This window comes from Micrococcus sp. 116 (assembly GCF_902506395.1).
GTDB lineage: Bacteria > Actinomycetota > Actinomycetes > Actinomycetales > Micrococcaceae > Micrococcus > Micrococcus luteus.
The window spans coordinates 1,639,795-1,657,329 of the sequence record NZ_LR732370.1 but is presented as its reverse complement, the minus strand read 5'-3'; the positions used below and the strand labels follow the sequence as shown (position 1 = coordinate 1,657,329).

Below are 17,535 nucleotides of genomic sequence, written 5' to 3'. Positions count from 1 at the left end.
CACGCGCCTGACGCCCGCATTCCGGACCGGACTGTCCGGCAACGGCCCGCGTCGACTATTGTGGCATCCGTCACACTCGAGTTTCCCCGACCCTCGGAGGTCCTGCATGTCCAGCACCGTCTCCGCGCCGGCGCCCGCGCCGGCGCCACAGCGCACCCGGGAGGAGTTCACCGGCCGGTGGGCCTTCATCCTGGCGGCCATCGGCTCCGCCGTGGGCCTCGGCAACATCTGGCGCTTCCCCTACGTCGCCTATGAGAACGGCGGCGGCGCGTTCGTCATCCCCTACCTGATCGCGCTGCTCACCGCGGGCATCCCGCTGCTGTTCTTCGACTACGCGATCGGCCACCGCTTCCGCGGCTCCGCGCCTCTGGCATTCCGACGCCTGTCCCGGTGGACCGAGACCGTCGGCTGGTGGCAGGTGCTCATCTGCGTCGTCATCGGGATCTACTACGCCGCGATCATCGGCTGGGCGATCATGTACACCTGGTTCTCCGTGGACCAGCGGTGGGGCGACGACCCGGAGACCTTCCTCATGGGCGACTACCTGCAGGTCGCCGACGACCCGTCCCCGTCCTTCGACTTCGTCTCGGGCGTCTTCTGGCCCATGCTCGCCGTCTGGGTGATCACGCTGCTCATCATGGGCTTCGGCGTGCGCCGGGGCGTGGCCCTGGCCTCGATGGTCGGCATCCCGCTGCTCGTCGTGATGTTCCTGATCCTCGTCGGCATCGCCCTCACCCTGCCGGGCGCCGCCCAGGGCCTGGACGCGCTGTTCACGCCGAACTGGTCCGCGCTCGCGGACCCGGGCGTCTGGATCGCCGCCTACGGTCAGATCTTCTTCTCGCTGTCCGTCGGCTTCGGCATCATGATCACCTACGCCTCCTACCTCAACCGCCGCACGAACCTCACCGGCTCCGGCCTGGTGGTCGGCTTCTCCAACTCGGGCTTCGAGATCCTGGCCGGCATCGGCGTGTTCTCCGCCCTGGGCTTCATGGCGCAGGCCTCCGGCGTGTCCGTGTCCGAGGTGGCCGGCAGCGGCATCGGCCTGGCGTTCATCGCCTTCCCCACCCTGATCTCGCAGGCCCCGCTCGGCGCCCTGATCGGCGTGCTGTTCTTCGGCTCGCTCGTGGTCGCCGGCTTCACCTCGCTGATCTCGATCCTCGAGGTCGTCATCTCCGCCGTGAAGGACAAGCTCGGCTGGGGCCGCTGGACGGCCACGATCGTGGTGATCGGCCTGTCCGGGGTGGTCTCCCTCGCCCTGTTCTCCACCACCACGGGCCTGCAGATGCTGGACACCATGGACGCGTTCGCCAACAACTTCGGCATCGTGGGCGCGGCGCTCCTGTCGGTGCTCCTGGTCACCGGCGCGCTGGGCTCGGCCCGTCGCATCACGGCGCACCTCAACGCCGTCTCCTCCTTCAAGGTCGGCCGCGGGTACGTGCTGCTGATCGGCGTGCTCATGCCGATCGTGCTCGCCTACATCTGGCTCTCCTGGATCATGAAGGTGATCGCGGAGGGCTATGAGGGCTACCCGGGCGACTTCCTCGGCGTCTTCGGCTGGGGCATCGCGCTCGGCTCCGTCGCCCTGGCCGTCCTGCTCTCCCTGATCCCGTGGTCCCGCAAGTCCAACCTCTACGCGGAGGACCTGGACAGCGAGATCCACGGCGACCTCATCCCGCACAACGCCGTGCCCCAGGGCACCGTCCCCACCGGCGCCCTGCCGGTGATGCCCGCGGCCACCACCCGGAAGGAGCTCTGACCGATGAGCACCGCAGCGATCGTCATGATGTCCCTGGCCATCCTCCTGGTGTGGGGCGGCCTCGCGGTCTCCGCCGTCCACCTGCTCCGCCACCCGGACGACTCCTCGGGCGATCTCGCCATCGGGGGCGAACTGGCCCCCGCCGTGTGGGAGCGCGAGGATGGCCGTCTCGACGCGCAGCACCGGTGAGACGATGAGGGCCCCCGGTCCGTCCGCGGCGACCCCGTCCGCGGCCCCGGTCGCCGGCGGAGCCGCGGGCGTGGTCTCCGCCTCCCTGCCGGTCGTGGCGGTGGACGGGAGCCTGCCGACCCCGCCCTACCGGCAGATCGTGGACGCGGTCCTGGCCGGCGTCGCCTCCGGATCCCTGGCCCGCGGTGACCGACTGCCGCCCGTGCGCGCGCTCGCCGCCGAGCTCGGCGTGGCACCGGGTACCGTGGCCCGGGCCTACAAGGAGCTCGAGGCGCACGGCACCATCCGCACCCGGGGCCGCGCGGGCACGTTCGTGGCCGCCTCGGCGGACGCCCGCGCGGACGCCGCGCACCAGGCCGTGCGCCGCTGTCTCGACACCCTGCTCGAGCGCCTCGGCTACACGCCCGACGAGGCCGTGGAGCTGGTCCGCCGGGACGCGGCCGCCCGCGCCTGAGCCGGGCCCGCCCACCGACGACGCCGCCCCGGACCGCACGCAGCGTGCGGACCGGGGCGGCGTCGTCGTGCCGGCTCAGGCCTTCGGCGCGAGCGTCTCCACGATGCGCTGCATGACCGTGGGGTCGGCCAGCGTGGTGGAGTCGCCCGGGTCGCGGCCCTCGGCCACGTCCTTGAGCAGGCGGCGCATGATCTTGCCGGAGCGCGTCTTGGGCAGCTCGGGGACCACGAGCACGAGCTTGGGCTTGGCGATGGGGCCGATGTCCTTGCCCACGTGCTGCCGCAGCTCCTCCTCGACCTCGGCGACGTCGCGGTCGGCCGCGGCGGCGACCTCGGTGAGCAGGACGAACGCGACGACCGCCTCGCCCGTGGTCTCGTCCTTCGCACCGACCACCGCGGACTCGGCCACGGACGGGTGCGCCACGAGGGAGGACTCGATCTCGGTGGTGGACAGGCGGTGGCCGGAGACGTTCATGACGTCGTCCACGCGGCCCAGCAGCCAGATGTCGCCGTCCTCGTCGTAGCGGGCGCCGTCGCCGGCGAAGTACATGCCGGGGAAGCGGGACCAGTAGGTCTCCTTGAAGCGCTCCCGGTCGCCCCAGATGCCGCGCAGCATGGACGGCCACGGCTCGCGCACCACGAGGAAGCCCGCGCTCGTGTCCGTCATGTGCTCACCGAGCTCGTCCACGACCTCCAGCACGACGCCGGGCACCGGCCTCTGGGCGGAACCGGGCTTGAGGGTGGTCACGCCGGGCAGCGGGGTGAGCATGTGGGCGCCCGTCTCGGTCTGCCACCAGGTGTCCACGATGGGGCAGCGGCCGGCGCCGATGACCTCGTGGTACCAGCGCCAGGCCTCCGGGTTGATGGCCTCGCCCACGGAGCCGAGCACGCGCAGGCTGGAGAGGTCGTACTCGTCCGGGATGTGCCGGCCCCACTTCATGAACGTGCGGATCGCCGTCGGCGCCGTGTAGAGGATGCTCACGCCGTACTTCTGCACGATCTCCCACCAGCGGCCCTGGTGCGGGGAGTCCGGGGTGCCCTCGTAGATCACCTGGGTGGCGCCGTTGACCAGCGGTGCGTAGGCGACGTAGGAGTGCCCGGTGACCCAGCCGACGTCGGCGGTGCACCAGAAGACGTCCGACTCCGGGTGCAGGTCGAAGGTGTCGTGGTGGGTGGCCGCGGCCTGCACGAGGTAGCCGCCGGTGGTGTGCAGGATGCCCTTCGGCTTCCCGGTGGTGCCGGAGGTGTACAGGATGTAGAGCGGGTGCTCGGCGTCGTGCCACACGAGCTCGTGCTCGTCGGACTGGCCGTCCACGACGTCGTGCCACCACAGGTCGCGGCCCTCGGTCATCTCGACCTCGGCCTCGTTGCGGCGGACCACGAGCACGTGCTCGGCGGTGTGGCCCGGCGCGGAGAGGGCCTGGTCCACGGCGGGCTTGAGCATGGAGGGCTTGCCGCGGCGGAAGGAGCCGTCCGCCGTGACGACGAGCTTGGCCTCGGCGTCGTCCACGCGTGAGCGCAGGGCGTCGGAGGAGAAGCCGCCGAACACCACGGAGTGGACCGCGCCGATGCGCGCGCACGCGAGCATCGTGATGACGGCCTCGGGGATCATCGGCAGGTAGACGGCCACGCGGTCGCCCTTGGTCACGCCGAGGGACTCGAACGCGTTGGCGGCGCGCCGGACCTCGGCGGCCAGGTCGGCGTAGGTGTAGGTCCGGGTGTCGCCGGGCTCGCCCTCGAAGTGGATGGCCACGCGGTCGCCGTGGCCGGCCTCGACGTGGCGGTCCAGGGCGTTGTACGCGGCGTTGGTGGTGCCGCCGACGAACCACTTCGCGAAGGGTGCGTCGGACCAGTCCAGGACGTCGGTGAAGTCCTGCTCCCAGTGCAGGACCTCGCGGGCGCGGCGGGCCCAGTAGGCCAGGCGGTCCTCGGCGGCCTCCTCGTACAGGTCGGCTCCGGCCACCGCCTGGGCGGCGAATTCGGCCGGGGGCGGGAACGTGGGGATCTGCTCGTCCATCGACGGGGTCCTTTCGAGGTGGTGCGGTCGGTGCGTGGCGCGGATGTGACGCGTCCCACACTAGTCTCCCGCCTCAGCATGCCGCGCGCGGCGTCGTCGCCACAAATCCTCGGGTCCTGTGTGTCGCATCGCGCCCGGAAGCGGGGGCCGGACGCGGTCCGGACGCCGGCACGCGTTCCGCTCCCTAGGATGGTCGGACCTGAGCGGATCGCACGAGGGCGGGAGGACGCGCGGATGGAGACGGAGTCGACGGGCACGCCGACCGGGGAGACCCGGCTGGCCCTGGTGCGCCGGGCGCGGCGGATCAACCGGATCCTGGCCGAGACGTACCCGTACGCCGTCGCCGAGCTGGACTTCGAGACGCCGTTCGAGCTGCTCGTGGCCACGGTGCTGTCCGCCCAGACCACCGACGTGCGGGTCAACGCGGCCACGCCGGCGCTGTTCGCCCGCTTCCCGGACGCCCATGCGATGGCCGCGGCCACCGAGCCGGAGCTGCAGGAGCTCGTGCGCTCCACGGGGTTCTACCGGAACAAGGCCTCCGCGATCCTGCGGTTGTCCCAGGAGCTCGTGGCCCGGCACGACGGCGAGGTCCCCGCCCGTCTCGAGGACCTCGTGGCGCTGCCCGGGGTGGGGCGCAAGACCGCGTTCGTGGTGCTCGGCAACGCCTTCGGCCAGCCCGGGATCACCGTGGACACGCACGTCGGCCGGCTCGCCCGGCGCCTGGGGTTCACGGACGAGACCGACCCGGTGAAGGTCGAGCACGCCGTGGGTGCCCTGTTCCCGCGCCGGGACTGGACGATGCTCTCCCACCGGCTGATCTTCCACGGCCGCCGCGTGTGCCACGCGCGCCGCCCGGCGTGCGGGGCGTGCCCGATCGCCCGCTGGTGCCCGTCCTACGGCGCGGGGGAGACCGACCCCGAGCGGGCGCGCGCCCTGCTCGCCTACGAGCTCAAGCCCGGCCGGGAGGAGCTGCTCGAGCTCCTGCGCGCGGGGCGGACGCGCCGGGAGCTGCGCGCCCTCGGCCACGGGCTGGAGGCCTGAGCGCTCAGCCTGCCCGCCCGCTCAGCCGGCGGTGAGGCCCGCGAGGATCGCGTCGACGGCCCGGCGCGCGTGCACCCCCACGCCCGCGAGCGTGGCCGAGGCGGCCCCGCACCAGTCGTCGTAGCCGAGCAGGTGCAGCCCCGGCACGTCCACCGAGGCGGTCGGCAGCGCACGCTCCGTCGCCGGCGCCCCGGAGGGGCGGCGGGTCAGCTCGAGGCCCCGCAGATGGCGCAGGTCCGCCCGGAAGCCCGTGCACCAGACGACGTCATCCACCGGGTGCTCGGCCCCGCGCACCCGGGCCGCGGCGCGGCTGGCGGCGGGCCAGCCGTGGCTTGCGCCGGCGTCGTGGCCCCAACGGACGCCCTCCGGCGTGAGCGCCGTGGGCGCGGGGACCGCGTGGAGCCCGGCCTCGTCGCGGGCGCGGATCACCGAGGGCACCATGACGATGTCCCCGAGGTCGCCCACGCGCGCCTCGGAGCGGCCCAGCACGCGCGCCGAGGCCCGGTCGAAGAGCACCCGCCCGTCCACGTCGTCCGGCATGAACCGGGGCGGACGCCGGGTGGCCCACGTGGTGGCGACACCCGCCAGCAGCAGGTCAGCCGCGATCTGGGCGCCCGAGTTGCCGCCGCCCACCACGAGGACGCGCCGCCCGGCGAACGCGTCGGGGGAGCGGTACGCGGCGGAGTGCCGCTGCGTGCCGCCGAAGCGGTCGGCGCCCGGGAGGGCCGGCACGAACGGGCGGGTGAACGAGCCGGTCGCGGAGACCACGGCCCGGGCGCTCAGGGCCGTGCCGTCCTCGAGCCGCAGGGTGAACGGCGGGGACGCGGCGGCGTCGTGCGTCACCTCCGCGACACGCACGCCCCGGCGCACCGGCAGCCCGTAGCGGTCCTCGTAGTCGGCCAGGTAGGCGACGACGTGCCCGGCGTCCGGGGTGCCGGGACCGGGCGACGGCGGCATGGGTCGGCCCGGCAGGGAGGAGTGCTCGGCGGGGGAGAACAGGCGCAGGGAGTCCCAGTGGTGCGGCCACGCGCCGCCGGGCTGGGCGGACGCGTCGAGCAGGACGAACGACGGCGGCGGGCCCGGCCGGCGCCCGCGGTCGACGTCCCGCGCGGCCCGGGCCAGGAAGTAGCCGACCGCCAGTCCGGCCTGTCCGGCGCCGATCACCGCGACGTCCACCGGATCCGGGGACGCGGCGTCCGCCGGGGGCGAGGTCAGGGGAGCCGTCATGCCCCGAGGCTACGACCGGCGGCTAGCGTGGGGGCCATGCCTGAGACCCCCGCGAGCCCCCGCCCGACCTCCCGCGACGCCGCCGGGACGTCCGAGGCGTCGCTGACGGGTGCGCGGGACCAGCTGGCGGACCTCGTGGCCCGGTGGGGCACGGCCCCTGCGGACGCGCCCGGTCACCACGACCCGGCCTCGCTCACCACCATCCCGCCCGAGGCCGTGCCGATGTGGGGCTTCGAGTGGCCCCGGTCCGGCGATCCGCGCCCCTCCGCCGTGCTGATCCTGTTCGGCGCCCTCGACGACGTCCCCGCCCGTCACGACGCCGAGCGCGTGCACCCGCACGTGGACGTGCTGCTGACCCAGCGCGCCGCCACCCTGCGCCAGCACGCCGGGCAGATCGCGTTCCCCGGCGGTCGCGTCGACCCCGAGGACGCCGACGTCGTGGCCACGGCCCTGCGCGAGGCGCAGGAGGAGACCGGCTTGGACCCGGCCGGCGTGGAGGTCCTGGGCGTGCTGCCGGCGGTGCCGGTGGTGGTCTCCGGGCACGTGGTGCACCCGGTGCTCGGGTGGTGGCGGGACCCCAGTCGCGTGGCGGTGGTCGACCAGGCCGAGGCCGCGGCCGTGTTCCGGATGCCGGTCGCGGACCTGGTGGACCCCGCGAACCGGTGCCGCGTGGCCCGGCCCGGCGGCCGCCGCGGCGAGACGCCGGGCTTCCTCGTGGGCGAGCGCCTGGTGTGGGGGTTCACGGCGGCGCTGCTGGACCGTGTGCTGGCGCTGCTGGGCTGGGACGTGCCGTGGGACGACTCCCGCGTGCGCGACGCGCGGACCCACGAGATCCTGCGCGGTTGACGGCTGCGCGGCGCCGTCCGCTCCTGAACAGGCGCCGGGGGGTGGGCACGTGTCCCCAGCCGGACGACCGGGGCAGGCGGGCGCGCGGGCGAGGCGGTGGACTGGACGGGCCGGCGGCCGCGGACCGCGGCGGCCGCCCCCCATCCCGCAGGAGGTCCGCCATGCGCCCGTTCGTCCGGCTCGGCCGGGTCAGTGCGGGGCCGACGGTCCCGCCTCGCCCCGCCCGAGGTCGGCCGACGGTTCCCGTGGCCCCGCACTGACCCGGCCGAGCCGGAACGCACGCAGGTCGCCGCGCCGCCGCTGGCCACACCCGCAGCGGGCCCCGGCGGGCTGGACGCCGCCGTCGTGCGCCGGCGCGTGGCCGAGGCCCGTGCGTCGGCCGCCGACGGGGCGGAGCCGCCGCTGGCCCCGCTGATCGCCGAGGCCCTCGATGCGCCGATCGACGACCCGCGCGTGGCGGCGCTGGTCGATGAGCTCGACGGCTTCGGCCCGCTCGCACCCTGGGTGCGCACCCCGGGCGTGACCGACGTGCTCGTGGACGGCGCGGGCGCGGTGTGGACCGACGGGGACGAAGGCCTCGTCCGCCGCCCCGGTCGGCTCGACCCCGAGACCGCCCGGGAGCTCGCGGTGCGGCTGCTGCACCGGGCCGGCCGCCGCCTCGACGCGGCGGTGCCGCTGGCCGACGCCCGCGTGGGCGGCGTGCGCGTCCACGCGGTCCTGCCCCCGGTCAGTGGCGGCGGCACCCTGCTGAGCCTGCGGATCCCGGCCGCGACGACGCCGTCGCTGGCCGCGCTGGCCGACGGCTGGCCGGACGGCGCCCTCTGGGCCGACGCCCTCGAGGCGCTCGTGCGCGACCGTGCCACCGTCCTGGTCAGCGGCGCGACCGGGGCAGGCAAGACCACGCTGCTCTCCGCAGCCCTCGGCCGGGTGCCGGGGGACGAACGGATCGTCGTCGTGGAGGACACGGCCGAGGCCGCGCCCGATCACCCGCACGTGGTCGCACTGCAGTGCCGCGCCGCCAACGCGGAGGGCGCCGGCGAGGTCGGACTGGCCGAGCTCGTCCGCCACGCGCTGCGGATGCGGCCGGACCGGCTCGTGGTCGGCGAGTGCCGCGGCGCCGAGGTGGCCGACGTCCTCACCGCCCTGAACACGGGACACCAGGGCGCGTGGGGCACCCTGCACGCCAACGCCGCCGCCGAGGTGCCCGCCCGGCTGACGGCCATGGCCTCCCTGGCCGGCTGGCGGCCCGAGACGGTGGCCGCGCAGGCCCGCGCCGGCGTGGACGCCGTGCTGCACGTCGCCCGGGACGGCCACGGGCGGCACCCCGTCGAGCTCGCCGTCCCGGACCCGCGCGCCGACGGGTTCGCCCTGCTGCCCGCCCTCACGTGGCGGCCCGGGACGGAGGCGACGGGCGGGCGGACCGTCGAGGGACCCGGCGTGCCCGCGCTCGCGGCGCGGCTGGCGGGGCGGGGCGGCCGGTGAGCCCGACGACGGCCACCGGGCCGGCGCGGCGGTCCCGCGCCGGGCGTGCCGTGGCGCTGCTGCCCTGGCGGGCCGGGCGGGCGAGGCCGGAGGAGGAGACGGAGGTGCTCGTCGGCGTGCTGCGCCGCTGGGCCGCCCTCGTCGCGGCCGGTCTGACCGAGGAGCAGGCCTGGCGGGAGACCGCGTGCACCCTGCCCGCCTGCGGGTCGGGCCCGGGCGAGGCGGGTGCCGCATGCTGCGCCCATCACCACGCCCGACGCCGGGCCGAGGCGCTGGCCTGGGATGTGCCGGCGTCGCCTGCGCCGACCGGGGAGGCGGCGCGCCGCGGTGGGACCCCGCCCTGGCGGACCCCCGCACGGGACCCGGGCTGGGCGTTGGTCGATGCGGCGCTCGCGGCCGGGGCCCGGGCGGGTGCCGCTCCCGCAGCCGTGGCCCGGCGGCTGGCCCACAGCCTCGAGGCGGACGTGGACGCGGCCCGGGCCCGCCGCTCGGCCGCGGCGGGGCCGGGCGCGACGTCCCGACTGCTGCAGTGGCTGCCCCTGGGCGGCCTCGGCCTCGCGTGGCTGCTCGGCACCTCCCCGTGGGACCTGGTCCGCTCGCCCTTCGGTGCCGTGGTCGCCGCGGTGGGGCTGCTGTTCTGGCTGGCCGGGCGGTCCTGGACGCGCCTGCTGCTGCGTGCGGCCGCGCGCGAGCCGGCGGCGGTGGGCGCCGCCGTCGTGCTGGACGTGCTGGCGGCGCTGCTCAGCGCCGGCCGATCCCTGCCCGCCGCGCTGGACGACCTCGGCCGGACCCTGCCGGGCGCCCGCGGCCTGCGGGCCACGGCGGCGCTGCTGCTCTGGGGCCGGGACTGGGACGAGGCGTGGGTGGGCCTCGACACGGACCCGGTGTGGGCCGAGACCGCCGCCCGACTGCGTCCGCTGCACCGGTCCGGGATGGCCGGCGCCCGCACGCTGGCCGAGACCGCCGCCGCCGTCCGTCAGCAGACCCGGCGGACCGATGAACGGGCGGCCGAGGAGCTGGCCGTGCGCCTGGTGATGCCGCTGGGGCTGTGCCTGCTGCCCGCCTTCGTGTGCTGGGGCGTTGTGCCCGTCGTCATGGCCCTGCTCGGGGCGGGACCGGGCTGAGGCGGCGGCGACACCGGGGCGTCCGGTCCTGCACAGGGCCCCGTTCGCCCCGCCCCATCCCCGGATCCGCACCGCCCCCGGCGCGCGGGGCCCGCACCGGGCCAGCCTGGGACCAGCGGCCCGGCCGGGCCGTCACCACCGCCCCGCACCGCGGGGCCCGCTCCAGGAGGACCACCATGACCCACCGCTCCCACTCCGCCCAGCCCGCCGTCACTCGCCCGAGCGAGCGCGACCGCCTCGCCCGCGTCGTCGACGCCGCGAGCGAGGAGACCGGCGCGATCACGGCCGAGTACGGCATCCTCACGCTCGCCGCCGTGGGCTTCGCGGGCGTGCTGGCCGTCGTGCTCACCAGCCCGGACGTGCAGTCGCTGCTCGTGGACCTCGTCTCCGGGGCGCTCCAGCGTGACTGAGCACCCGATCTCCGCCCCGCCGTCCGGGCGCCGCACGGGCGCCCGGACGGCGGGGTGGCCCCGGGCGCTCCGGGGCGGCGAGACCGGGGCCGTCACGGCCGAGTACGCGGTGCTGCTGCCCGTGATCGCGTTCGTGCTCGTGTCCGTCCTGCTGGCCGGCGCCGCCGCGGTGCAGCAGGTGCGGGGTCAGGACGCCGCGGCGTCGGCCGCCCGCATCCTCGCCCGGGGCGACGACGAGGCGGCGGCCCGGGACGCGGTGGCGCGCATGGCCGGCGACGACGCCTCGCTCTCGCACACCGTCGAGGGCGGGTGGGTGACCGTCGAGGTCGTCCAGCCCGGCCCCGGGCCGCTCGCCTGGGCCGAGGTGCTCACCCTCACCGCCCACGCCGCCGCCCCCGACCAGCGGCCCGGAACGCCCGCCGCCTCACCGGAGGACCGGTCATGACCCGCGGGAGGGCGCCCGCGCGGGGCGAACGCGGCTCGGGCACCGTGTCCGTCCTGGGCACGGCCGCCCTGGGGGCGGGTCTGCTGCTGGCGGTCGCGGCGCTCGGGCAGGCCTCGGTCACCGGCTCCCGGGCGGCCGGGGCCGCCGACCTGGCGGCGCTCGCCGCCTCCGACGCCCGGCGCGGGCTCTCCGACCACGAGCCGTGCGTGCTGGCCGGGCGGACCGCCGAACGCAACGGGGCCGTCGTCGTGGCGTGCGAGGTGCGCGAGGACGGGACCGTGCGCGTCGCGGTCGAGCTCGCCCGCGCCCCGCTGCCGGCGGCCACGGCCGACGCCGTCGCGGGTCCGCCGCGGTCTCAGGCCCCGGGCGCCGCGTCCGCGGCCCCGCCGGGGGCGCCGCCCGAGCCGTCGGCCGAGGCGTCCGCCGGGACGAGGTGATCGGCGTGGTCCATCAGGAACCGCAGGACGGTCAGCGCGCCGGCCTTGTCCAGGGGGCTGTTGCGGTTGCCGCACTTGGGGGACTGCACGCAGGACGGGCAGCCCTCCGCGCACTCGCAGGCCGCGATGGCCCCCGCCGTCGCCTCGACCCAGCGTCGCGCCTGCTCGAAGCCGCGTTCGGCGAAGCCCGCCCCGCCGGGCCGGCCGTCGTAGACGAACACGGCGGGGGAGCCCGTGTCCGGGTGCAGGACCATCGAGACGCCGCCGATGTCCCAGCGGTCGTTCGAGGCGACGAGCGGCATCATGCCGATCATCGCGTGTTCCGCCGCGTGGAGGGCGCCGGGCAGGCGATCCGTGGTCAGACCCGCGGCGATGAGCTCGTCCGAGGCCGCCTGGAACCACACCGCCGAGGTGAACAGGTCCCGCGCCGGCAGGTCGAGGGGCTCCTCGCCGAGCACCTCCCCGGAGGCCAGGGCCTTGCGCTGGAAGGACACCACCTGGGTGCGGACCTGCACCTCCCCGAGGCACCAGCGCAGGGTGCTCTCGCGCGCGTCCAGGCGACGGTGCACCGCGACGATCTCGATCTCCGTGACGTCCCGGGCCTGCGTGGTGAAGTCCGGCCAGGCCCGCGTGACCACCACGGCGTGCGCGTCCTCGTCCAGCTCCGCCACGAGGTACGTGCGGTCCTGGTGCACGTACACCGCGCCGGGATGCGCCTGGTAGTGGGTCTGGGGCGAGTCCATCGTGCCCAGCAGGGCACCGGACTCGGCGTCGATGATGTCCATGGGCCCGCCGCCGTCGTCCCGCAGGGAGACCATGCCGGCGGCGTGCTCGGGGTGCGTCCAGAACCAGCCGGCCGGCCGACGGCGCAGCAGCCCCTGCTCGACCAGCACGTCCAGCAGGGCGCGCACCCGCCCCGGTTCCCCGAACCAGCCGAACGCCTCGGGCGTGATCGGCAGTTCCGCGGCGGCCGCGCACAGCTGCGGGCCGAGCAGGTGCGGGTTCTCCGGGTCCACCACGGTGTCCTCCACGCCCAGGTCGAACACGGCCTCCGGGTGGTCCACCACGAACGTGTCCAGGGGGTCGTCCGAGGCCACGAAGAACGCGAGCGCATCCTGGCCACCGCGCCCGGCGCGGCCGATCTGCTGGAAGAACGACGCGCGGGTGCCCGGCCAGCCGGCCACCACCACCGCGTCCAGCCCCGCGACGTCGATGCCCATCTCCAGCGCCGGCGTCGAGGCCATGCCCAGCAGCCGACCCGAGCGCAGGTCCGCCTCCAGCTCCCGCCGCTCCTCGGGCAGGTAGCCCGAGCGGTAGGCCGCGATCCGCGTGCCGAGCCCCGGCTCGACCTCCTCGAGCTGCCGCTTGGCCGCGCTGGCGATGGCCTCGGCCCCGCGCCGCGAGCGGATGAACGCCAGCGTGCGCACCTGCTGCAGGGCCAGGTCCGTGACCAGGTCGGCGGCGGCGGCCATCGCCGAGCGGCGGACGGGCGCGCCGTTCTCGCCCCGACGGTCCGTCAGCTCCGGCTCCCAGAACGCCACCGTGACCGCCCCGTGCGGGGACGCGTCCTCGGTGACGGCCGTGGCCGGCGCCCCGATCAGTCGGGCGAAGTGCCCGGCCGGATCCGCCGACGTCGCGGACGCTCCGATGAACACGGTCTCCGGACGGTCCCCGCGGTAGTGGGCGGCGATGCGCCGCAGCCGGCGCAGCAGGATGCCCACCTGCGAGCCGAAGACGCCCCGGTACGTGTGCGACTCGTCCACCACCACGAACGCCAGGTTCCGGAAGAACGCGGCCCACCGCTCGTGGTGCGGCAGGATCCCCACGTGGAGCATGTCCGGGTTGGTCATGAGAACGGTGGCGTGCTCGCGAGCCCAGATCCGGTCCTGCGGTGCGGTGTCGCCGTCGTAGGGGGCCGCGCGCAGCCCCGGGGCGCCGTCCCGCTCGAGGGCGCGCCAAGAGGTCAGCTGGTCCGCCGCGAGGGCCTTGGTGGGGGCGAGGTAGAGCGCGGTGGCCCGGGGGTCGGCGGCCAGCCGGGTGCCGACCGCCAGCTGGTAGCCCAGCGACTTGCCCGACGCCGTGCCCGTGGCGAGCACGGTGTGCGTCCCCGCGCCGGCCAGGGCCGCGGCGCGCACCTGGTGCAGCCACGGCCGCTCGACGCCGCGTGCCGCGAACGCCCTGACCAGGCCCTCCGGCGCGTCCGCGGGCCAGTCCGTGTGCCGGGCCTGCCGGGCGGGCAGCTCGGTGACGTGGCGAATCTGCTCGGGCAGCCCGGTCCGGCCCAGCGCCGCACGGAGTCCGGCCCCCGCCGGCGTGTCCGGGCGCAGGTCGCCGGGTGCCGTGACGGACAGCCCGGCCACGACGTCGGCCACCACCTCACCGACGGGCTGCGGCTCCGGTCCGGAGCAGTCCGGGGCGGCGTCGTCCACGCCCGGCGCGGCGTCCGCCGTGCCGGGCGGCCCCCAGCCGCCCGCGGGATCCGCCCAGGGATCGTGCTCCGGGAGGTGGCCGGTCACGCCCCCATGGTGCCGGTGTGCTCGGCGGTGGGGTTGTCCTCGGCCAGGCCGCGACCCCAGATGGACACGGGGCCGAGGTCGGTCCAGGCCAGGTGGCGGTACAGCTTCTGCCCGTCCGGCGAGGCGACGAGCAGGCCGCGGCTGATCTCACCCTCGCTCATGACCTCGGAGGTGAGGTAGCGCATCACGAGGGAGCCGAGGCCGCGGCGACGGTGGTTCGGGGACGTCCAGATCCGGTCGTAGACGGCGGTGCCGTCCTCCTCGGTGACCCAGCCGAGGGCGGCGAGCTCTTCCTCGCCCTCCGGCGCGGTCGAGGCGCCGACGGCCAGGATGCGCAGGCGACGGCTGCCCTCCATCGGCTGGTCCACGCGGGCCTCATAGCCCTCGGGCAGCAGCGGGGGCTCCACGTCCTGCAGCTCGGGGTCCATGTCCATGGTCATGAAGCGCTCCGGCTCGGCCTGGGCCTTCAGACCCATGGCCTTCGGGTCCTCGCCGGCGTCGCCGAACACGGTGAGCAGAATCTGCTCCTGGTCCCGCACCGCCTCGCGCAGGTCCTCGAGCTCCGCGCGGGAGGGGTTCACCACCACGTACTCCCACGTGGCCGGCACGTCCACCGTGGCGCGACCGGAGCCGCCGGGGATCATGCGGGCGGGGCGAGGGGTGCGCAGGGCCGCGCGTCGCCCCGCTTCCTGGCTGATGCGGTAGCCGCGCGATCGCGACCAGGCCGCGAACCAGGTGTCGACCAGTGCCGGATCCAGATGCTCAGTCATGTCTGAAGGGTAAGGCGTGAGGCCGGTGCGGGCCAGGTCCCGCCCGTCCCGCACGGCCGTCACGTCCGGGGTCGCGCACTAGCCTGGACCTCGATGAGCACCGCCCCCCTCTCCCGCATCGCGCTGTACTACCGGTTCACCCCGCTCGCCGACCCCGAGGCGGTGCGGTTGTGGCAGCGCACGCTCGCCGCGTCCCTCGGCCTGACCGGCCGGATCATCGTGTCGTCGCAGGGGATCAACGGGACCGTCGGCGGACCGGTCGACGCGGTCAAGCGCTACGTGCGCGGCACGCGGGAGCATCCGGCGTTCCGGGACCTCGAGGTGAAGTGGTCGGACGGCTCGGCGGCGGACTTCCCCCGCCTCTCCGTCAAGCTCAAGCCCGAGCTCGTCGCGTTCGGGGCCCCCGAGCGCGTCTCCGTGGACGCGGACGGCGTCGTCGGCACGGGGGAGCGGCTCACCCCCGCCCAGGTGGACGCACTCGTCGCCGAGCGCGCCGGCACCGCGAACCCCGTGCGCTTCCTCGACGGCCGCAACACGGTGGAAGCGGCCATCGGCCGATTCGACGGGGCCGTGGTCCCGGACGCGCACACCACCCGCGACCTGCTCGCCGCCGTCGACTCCGGGGCCCTGGACCACCTCAAGGACGCGCCGCTGATCACCTACTGCACGGGCGGCGTGCGCTGCGAGGTCCTCTCCGCCCTGCTCAAGGACCGCGGCTTCGCCGAGGTCTACCAGCTCGACGGCGGCATCGTCCGCTACGGCGAGGCCCGCGGCGACGCCGGACTGTGGCGGGGCGAGCTGGCCGTGTTCGACCGACGCCTGTCCACCCGCTTCACCGCCGACGCCGAGACCATCGGCCGGTGCGTCACGTGCCAGGCCCCGACCTCGGCGCTGCGCAACTGCGCCGACCCGGCCTGCACCACGCTCGAGGTCCGCTGCGCGGCCTTGAGGTGGTCCAGGGCCCCGGAGTCGACGGCGGCGAGCAGGTCGCGGGTGGTGTGCGCGTCCGGGACCACGGCCCCGTCGAATCGGCCGATGGCCGCTTCCACCGTGTTGCGGCCGTCGAGGAAGCGCACGGGGTTCGCGGTGCCGGCGCGCTCGGCGACGAGTGCGTCCACCTGGGCGGGGGTGAGCCGCTCCCCNCATGAGTCCCGTCCCGACACCTCCGTCGCCCCCCGCCCCGCGGCTGACACCGGCCACGGCCGTGGCCCTCGCCGCGGACCTGGCGGCCCTGCCGTTCACCACCGCCGCCGTCGAGGGGCTGCTCGGACCCGTGGCCACGCTCGCCCTGGACCGCGAGCACGCCGAGGCCGCCCGCCGCGTCGTCGCCGGTCACCTGGCGGGCCCCGACCGGCACGACGACGCAGCCGGCCCCGGCGACCGGCACGGCACGCGGGCCCTCGCCGCCGCCGTCGGGGCCTGGCTGCTCGGCGAGCCCGTCCCCGCCGCCGACCTCGACGCCGCCCTGCCCAGCCTCGGCCTGGCCGGGGCCGTGGCGGCCGGGCTCGTCGTCGAGGGGCCGGACGGACGCGTGCGCGGCGCGGTGGACCTCTCGCCGTATGAGGCGGACGAGCCGGGCCGGATGTGGATCGCCTCGGACCTGACGGCCCTGCAGCGGCGCGGCCCGCTGCCTCCCGAGCACGTGCTCGGCGTCGGTCGGGCCTCCCTCACGCTCGCCGGCGCCACGCAGCGCCGTCCCGTGGCCCGCGCCCTCGACGTGGGGGTGGGCTGCGGGATCCAGACCCTGCACCTGCTCGCCCACGCCGACCACGTCACCGCCACGGACCTGTCCGAGCGCGCCCTGGCCTTCACCCGGTTCAACCTGCTGCTCAACGCGGACGTGCTCGGCCTCGACCGGGAGCGGCTCGAGGACCGGGTCCGGCTGGCGGCCGGCGATCTGCTGGCGCCGGTGGCGGGGGAGCGGTTCGACCTCGTGGTCTCGAACCCGCCGTTCGTGATCACCCCGCGCACGGACCCGGACGCGCCCGTGCTGACCTACCGCGACGGCGGCCGCGAGGGCGACCGGATCGTCGCGGAGCTGATCGCGGCCCTGCCGGACGTGCTCGCCGAGGGCGGCACCGCGCAGCTGCTCGCCAACTGGGAGATCCCGGCGGGAGACACCGCCGACGCCGACACCGCACCCTGGGACGCGCGCCCGCGCTCGTGGCTGGCGTCGGGGATGCAGGCCTGGTTCATCCAGCGCGACCGGCAGGACCCCGCGGGCTACGCGGAGACGTGGCTGCAGGACTCCTCGCTCGAGCTCGACCCGCCCGCCTATGAGGCCGCCTACCGTGGGTACCTGGACGACTTCGCCGCGCGCGGGGTCGCGGGCGTGGGCTTCGGCCACGTGTGGCTGCGTCGGCCCGCCGCGGACGGCTCCCAGGGCCGGGGGTGGGTGGTCGCCGAGGAGCTGACCCAGGCCGTGGACGAGGCCCTCGGCGCCGCGTGGGCCGCCGCCGTCGCCCGCCGGGACCGGCTGGCCGCGGGCGCCGGGACGGGGGTCGACGTCGGGGACCCGGCCCTGGCCGCGCTGCGCGGCCTGCACCTGCGGGTGGCATCCGACGTGACCGAGGAGCGCCACCAGCGGTTCGGGGCGGAGCACCCCGAGGTGATCCTGGCCCGTCAGGGCTCCGGGTTCCGGCGTGTGGCGCGCCTGGACACCGCGACGGCGGGCGTCCTCTCGGCCAGCGACGGCGAGCTGTCCGTGGGGCAGCTGGTGGGCGCGGTCGCCGCGCTGCTGGAGCTGGACGAAGCGGGCCGGGCCGGCCTGCTGGCCGCGCTGCGGGAGCTGCACGAGGACGGTTTCCTCGTGGAGGGCTGAG

At 76.1% G+C, this 17,535-nt stretch carries 15 protein-coding genes and 1 pseudogene; 12 read left to right on the top strand and 4 right to left on the bottom strand.

Features of this window, described 5'->3' with window-relative positions; all coding sequences use genetic code 11:
• The first annotated feature begins 106 nt into the window (after window positions 1-106).
• The 3 genes from CITRIK5_RS07705 to CITRIK5_RS07695 are packed head-to-tail and all read left to right on the top strand — an operon-like array spanning window position 107 to window position 2,399.
• Complete coding sequence (locus CITRIK5_RS07705; RefSeq protein WP_060973804.1) at window positions 107-1,756, top strand: sodium-dependent transporter; 1,650 nt, start codon at window positions 107-109, stop codon at window positions 1,754-1,756.
• Between the two features lie 3 nt (window positions 1,757-1,759).
• Complete coding sequence (locus CITRIK5_RS07700; protein WP_002854027.1) at window positions 1,760-1,945, top strand: methionine/alanine import family NSS transporter small subunit; 186 nt, start codon at window positions 1,760-1,762, stop codon at window positions 1,943-1,945.
• On the top strand, window positions 1,917-2,399 hold the full coding sequence (locus CITRIK5_RS07695) for a GntR family transcriptional regulator (protein WP_036334115.1): 483 nt from the start codon (window positions 1,917-1,919) through the stop codon (window positions 2,397-2,399). Before CITRIK5_RS07700 ends, CITRIK5_RS07695 begins: the two co-directional genes overlap by 29 nt.
• A 75-nt stretch (window positions 2,400-2,474) precedes the next feature.
• Here CITRIK5_RS07695 and acs read toward each other — a convergent pair whose 3' ends face one another.
• Window positions 2,475-4,415: an acetate--CoA ligase gene (gene acs / locus CITRIK5_RS07690; protein ID WP_041103992.1), complete on the bottom strand. Its 1,941-nt coding sequence runs from the start codon at window positions 4,413-4,415 to the stop codon at window positions 2,475-2,477.
• A 234-nt stretch (window positions 4,416-4,649) separates the two neighbouring features.
• Between acs and nth the strand changes: the two genes are divergently transcribed.
• Entirely contained in the window at window positions 4,650-5,456 is an 807-nt protein-coding gene (gene nth, locus CITRIK5_RS07685) for an endonuclease III (RefSeq protein WP_041103994.1), read from the top strand.
• Between the two features lie 21 nt (window positions 5,457-5,477).
• Here the strand turns inward: nth and CITRIK5_RS07680 are convergent, their stop codons facing one another.
• Window positions 5,478-6,683: an NAD(P)-binding domain-containing protein gene (locus CITRIK5_RS07680; protein WP_041103996.1), complete on the bottom strand. Its 1,206-nt coding sequence runs from the start codon at window positions 6,681-6,683 to the stop codon at window positions 5,478-5,480.
• Window positions 6,684-6,719: 36 nt separating this feature from the next.
• Here CITRIK5_RS07680 and CITRIK5_RS07675 point away from each other — a divergent pair, with 36 nt between their 5' ends.
• The 6 genes from CITRIK5_RS07675 to CITRIK5_RS07650 all read left to right on the top strand — a co-directional run bounded on the left by CITRIK5_RS07675 (window position 6,720) and on the right by CITRIK5_RS07650 (window position 11,427).
• Window positions 6,720-7,529: a CoA pyrophosphatase gene (locus CITRIK5_RS07675; RefSeq protein WP_041103998.1), complete on the top strand. Its 810-nt coding sequence runs from the start codon at window positions 6,720-6,722 to the stop codon at window positions 7,527-7,529.
• 192 nt (window positions 7,530-7,721) lie between these two features.
• Window positions 7,722-9,011, top strand: coding sequence for a CpaF family protein (locus CITRIK5_RS07670; protein WP_060974227.1), 1,290 nt, complete (start codon window positions 7,722-7,724; stop codon window positions 9,009-9,011).
• Window positions 9,008-10,135, top strand: a complete 1,128-nt coding sequence (locus CITRIK5_RS07665; RefSeq protein ID WP_230956258.1) for a type II secretion system F family protein — start codon at window positions 9,008-9,010, stop codon at window positions 10,133-10,135. The genes CITRIK5_RS07670 and CITRIK5_RS07665 overlap by 4 nt, the downstream gene beginning before the upstream one ends.
• A gap of 176 nt (window positions 10,136-10,311) precedes the next feature.
• A complete protein-coding gene (locus tag CITRIK5_RS07660) occupies window positions 10,312-10,545 on the top strand; it encodes a DUF4244 domain-containing protein (protein ID WP_049161531.1) in 234 nt (77 codons plus the stop codon).
• Window positions 10,538-10,990 carry a TadE family type IV pilus minor pilin gene (locus CITRIK5_RS07655; RefSeq protein ID WP_060973650.1) on the top strand — a complete coding sequence of 151 codons (453 nt, stop codon included), beginning with the start codon at window positions 10,538-10,540 and terminating at the stop codon, window positions 10,988-10,990. The genes CITRIK5_RS07660 and CITRIK5_RS07655 overlap by 8 nt, the downstream gene beginning before the upstream one ends.
• Window positions 10,987-11,427: an Rv3654c family TadE-like protein gene (locus tag CITRIK5_RS07650; protein WP_060973649.1), complete on the top strand. Its 441-nt coding sequence runs from the start codon at window positions 10,987-10,989 to the stop codon at window positions 11,425-11,427. Before CITRIK5_RS07655 ends, CITRIK5_RS07650 begins: the two co-directional genes overlap by 4 nt.
• Here CITRIK5_RS07650 and CITRIK5_RS07645 read toward each other — a convergent pair.
• Together CITRIK5_RS07645 and CITRIK5_RS07640 are read right to left on the bottom strand one after the other, a co-directional pair.
• Window positions 11,346-13,943, bottom strand: a complete 2,598-nt coding sequence (locus tag CITRIK5_RS07645) for a DEAD/DEAH box helicase (protein ID WP_060973648.1) — start codon at window positions 13,941-13,943, stop codon at window positions 11,346-11,348. The genes CITRIK5_RS07650 and CITRIK5_RS07645 overlap by 82 nt on opposite strands.
• Window positions 13,940-14,713, bottom strand: a complete 774-nt coding sequence (locus tag CITRIK5_RS07640; protein WP_060973651.1) for a GNAT family N-acetyltransferase — start codon at window positions 14,711-14,713, stop codon at window positions 13,940-13,942. The genes CITRIK5_RS07645 and CITRIK5_RS07640 overlap by 4 nt, the downstream gene beginning before the upstream one ends.
• 93 nt (window positions 14,714-14,806) lie before the next feature.
• Here CITRIK5_RS07640 and CITRIK5_RS07635 point away from each other — a divergent pair.
• Window positions 14,807-15,855, top strand: a pseudogene (locus CITRIK5_RS07635) (rhodanese-related sulfurtransferase); the annotation flags it as partial.
• 2 nt (window positions 15,856-15,857) lie between these two features.
• Window positions 15,858-17,534, top strand: a complete 1,677-nt coding sequence (locus CITRIK5_RS07625) for a methyltransferase (RefSeq protein ID WP_060973652.1) — start codon at window positions 15,858-15,860, stop codon at window positions 17,532-17,534.
• The last annotated feature ends 1 nt before the right edge of the window (window position 17,535 follow it).

Coding starts and splice junctions, on each gene's coding strand:
- CITRIK5_RS07625 (WP_060973652.1), top strand. CDS start 15,858: ATGAGTCCCGTCCCGACACCTCCGTCGCCCCCCGCCCCGCGGCTGACA.
- CITRIK5_RS07705 (WP_060973804.1), top strand. CDS start 107: ATGTCCAGCACCGTCTCCGCGCCGGCGCCCGCGCCGGCGCCACAGCGC.
- CITRIK5_RS07695 (WP_036334115.1), top strand. CDS start 1,917: ATGGCCGTCTCGACGCGCAGCACCGGTGAGACGATGAGGGCCCCCGGT.
- nth (WP_041103994.1), top strand. CDS start 4,650: ATGGAGACGGAGTCGACGGGCACGCCGACCGGGGAGACCCGGCTGGCC.
- CITRIK5_RS07640 (WP_060973651.1), bottom strand. CDS start 14,713: ATGACTGAGCATCTGGATCCGGCACTGGTCGACACCTGGTTCGCGGCC.
- CITRIK5_RS07660 (WP_049161531.1), top strand. CDS start 10,312: ATGACCCACCGCTCCCACTCCGCCCAGCCCGCCGTCACTCGCCCGAGC.
- CITRIK5_RS07700 (WP_002854027.1), top strand. CDS start 1,760: ATGAGCACCGCAGCGATCGTCATGATGTCCCTGGCCATCCTCCTGGTG.
- CITRIK5_RS07680 (WP_041103996.1), bottom strand. CDS start 6,683: ATGACGGCTCCCCTGACCTCGCCCCCGGCGGACGCCGCGTCCCCGGAT.
- acs (WP_041103992.1), bottom strand. CDS start 4,415: ATGGACGAGCAGATCCCCACGTTCCCGCCCCCGGCCGAATTCGCCGCC.
- CITRIK5_RS07650 (WP_060973649.1), top strand. CDS start 10,987: ATGACCCGCGGGAGGGCGCCCGCGCGGGGCGAACGCGGCTCGGGCACC.
- CITRIK5_RS07675 (WP_041103998.1), top strand. CDS start 6,720: ATGCCTGAGACCCCCGCGAGCCCCCGCCCGACCTCCCGCGACGCCGCC.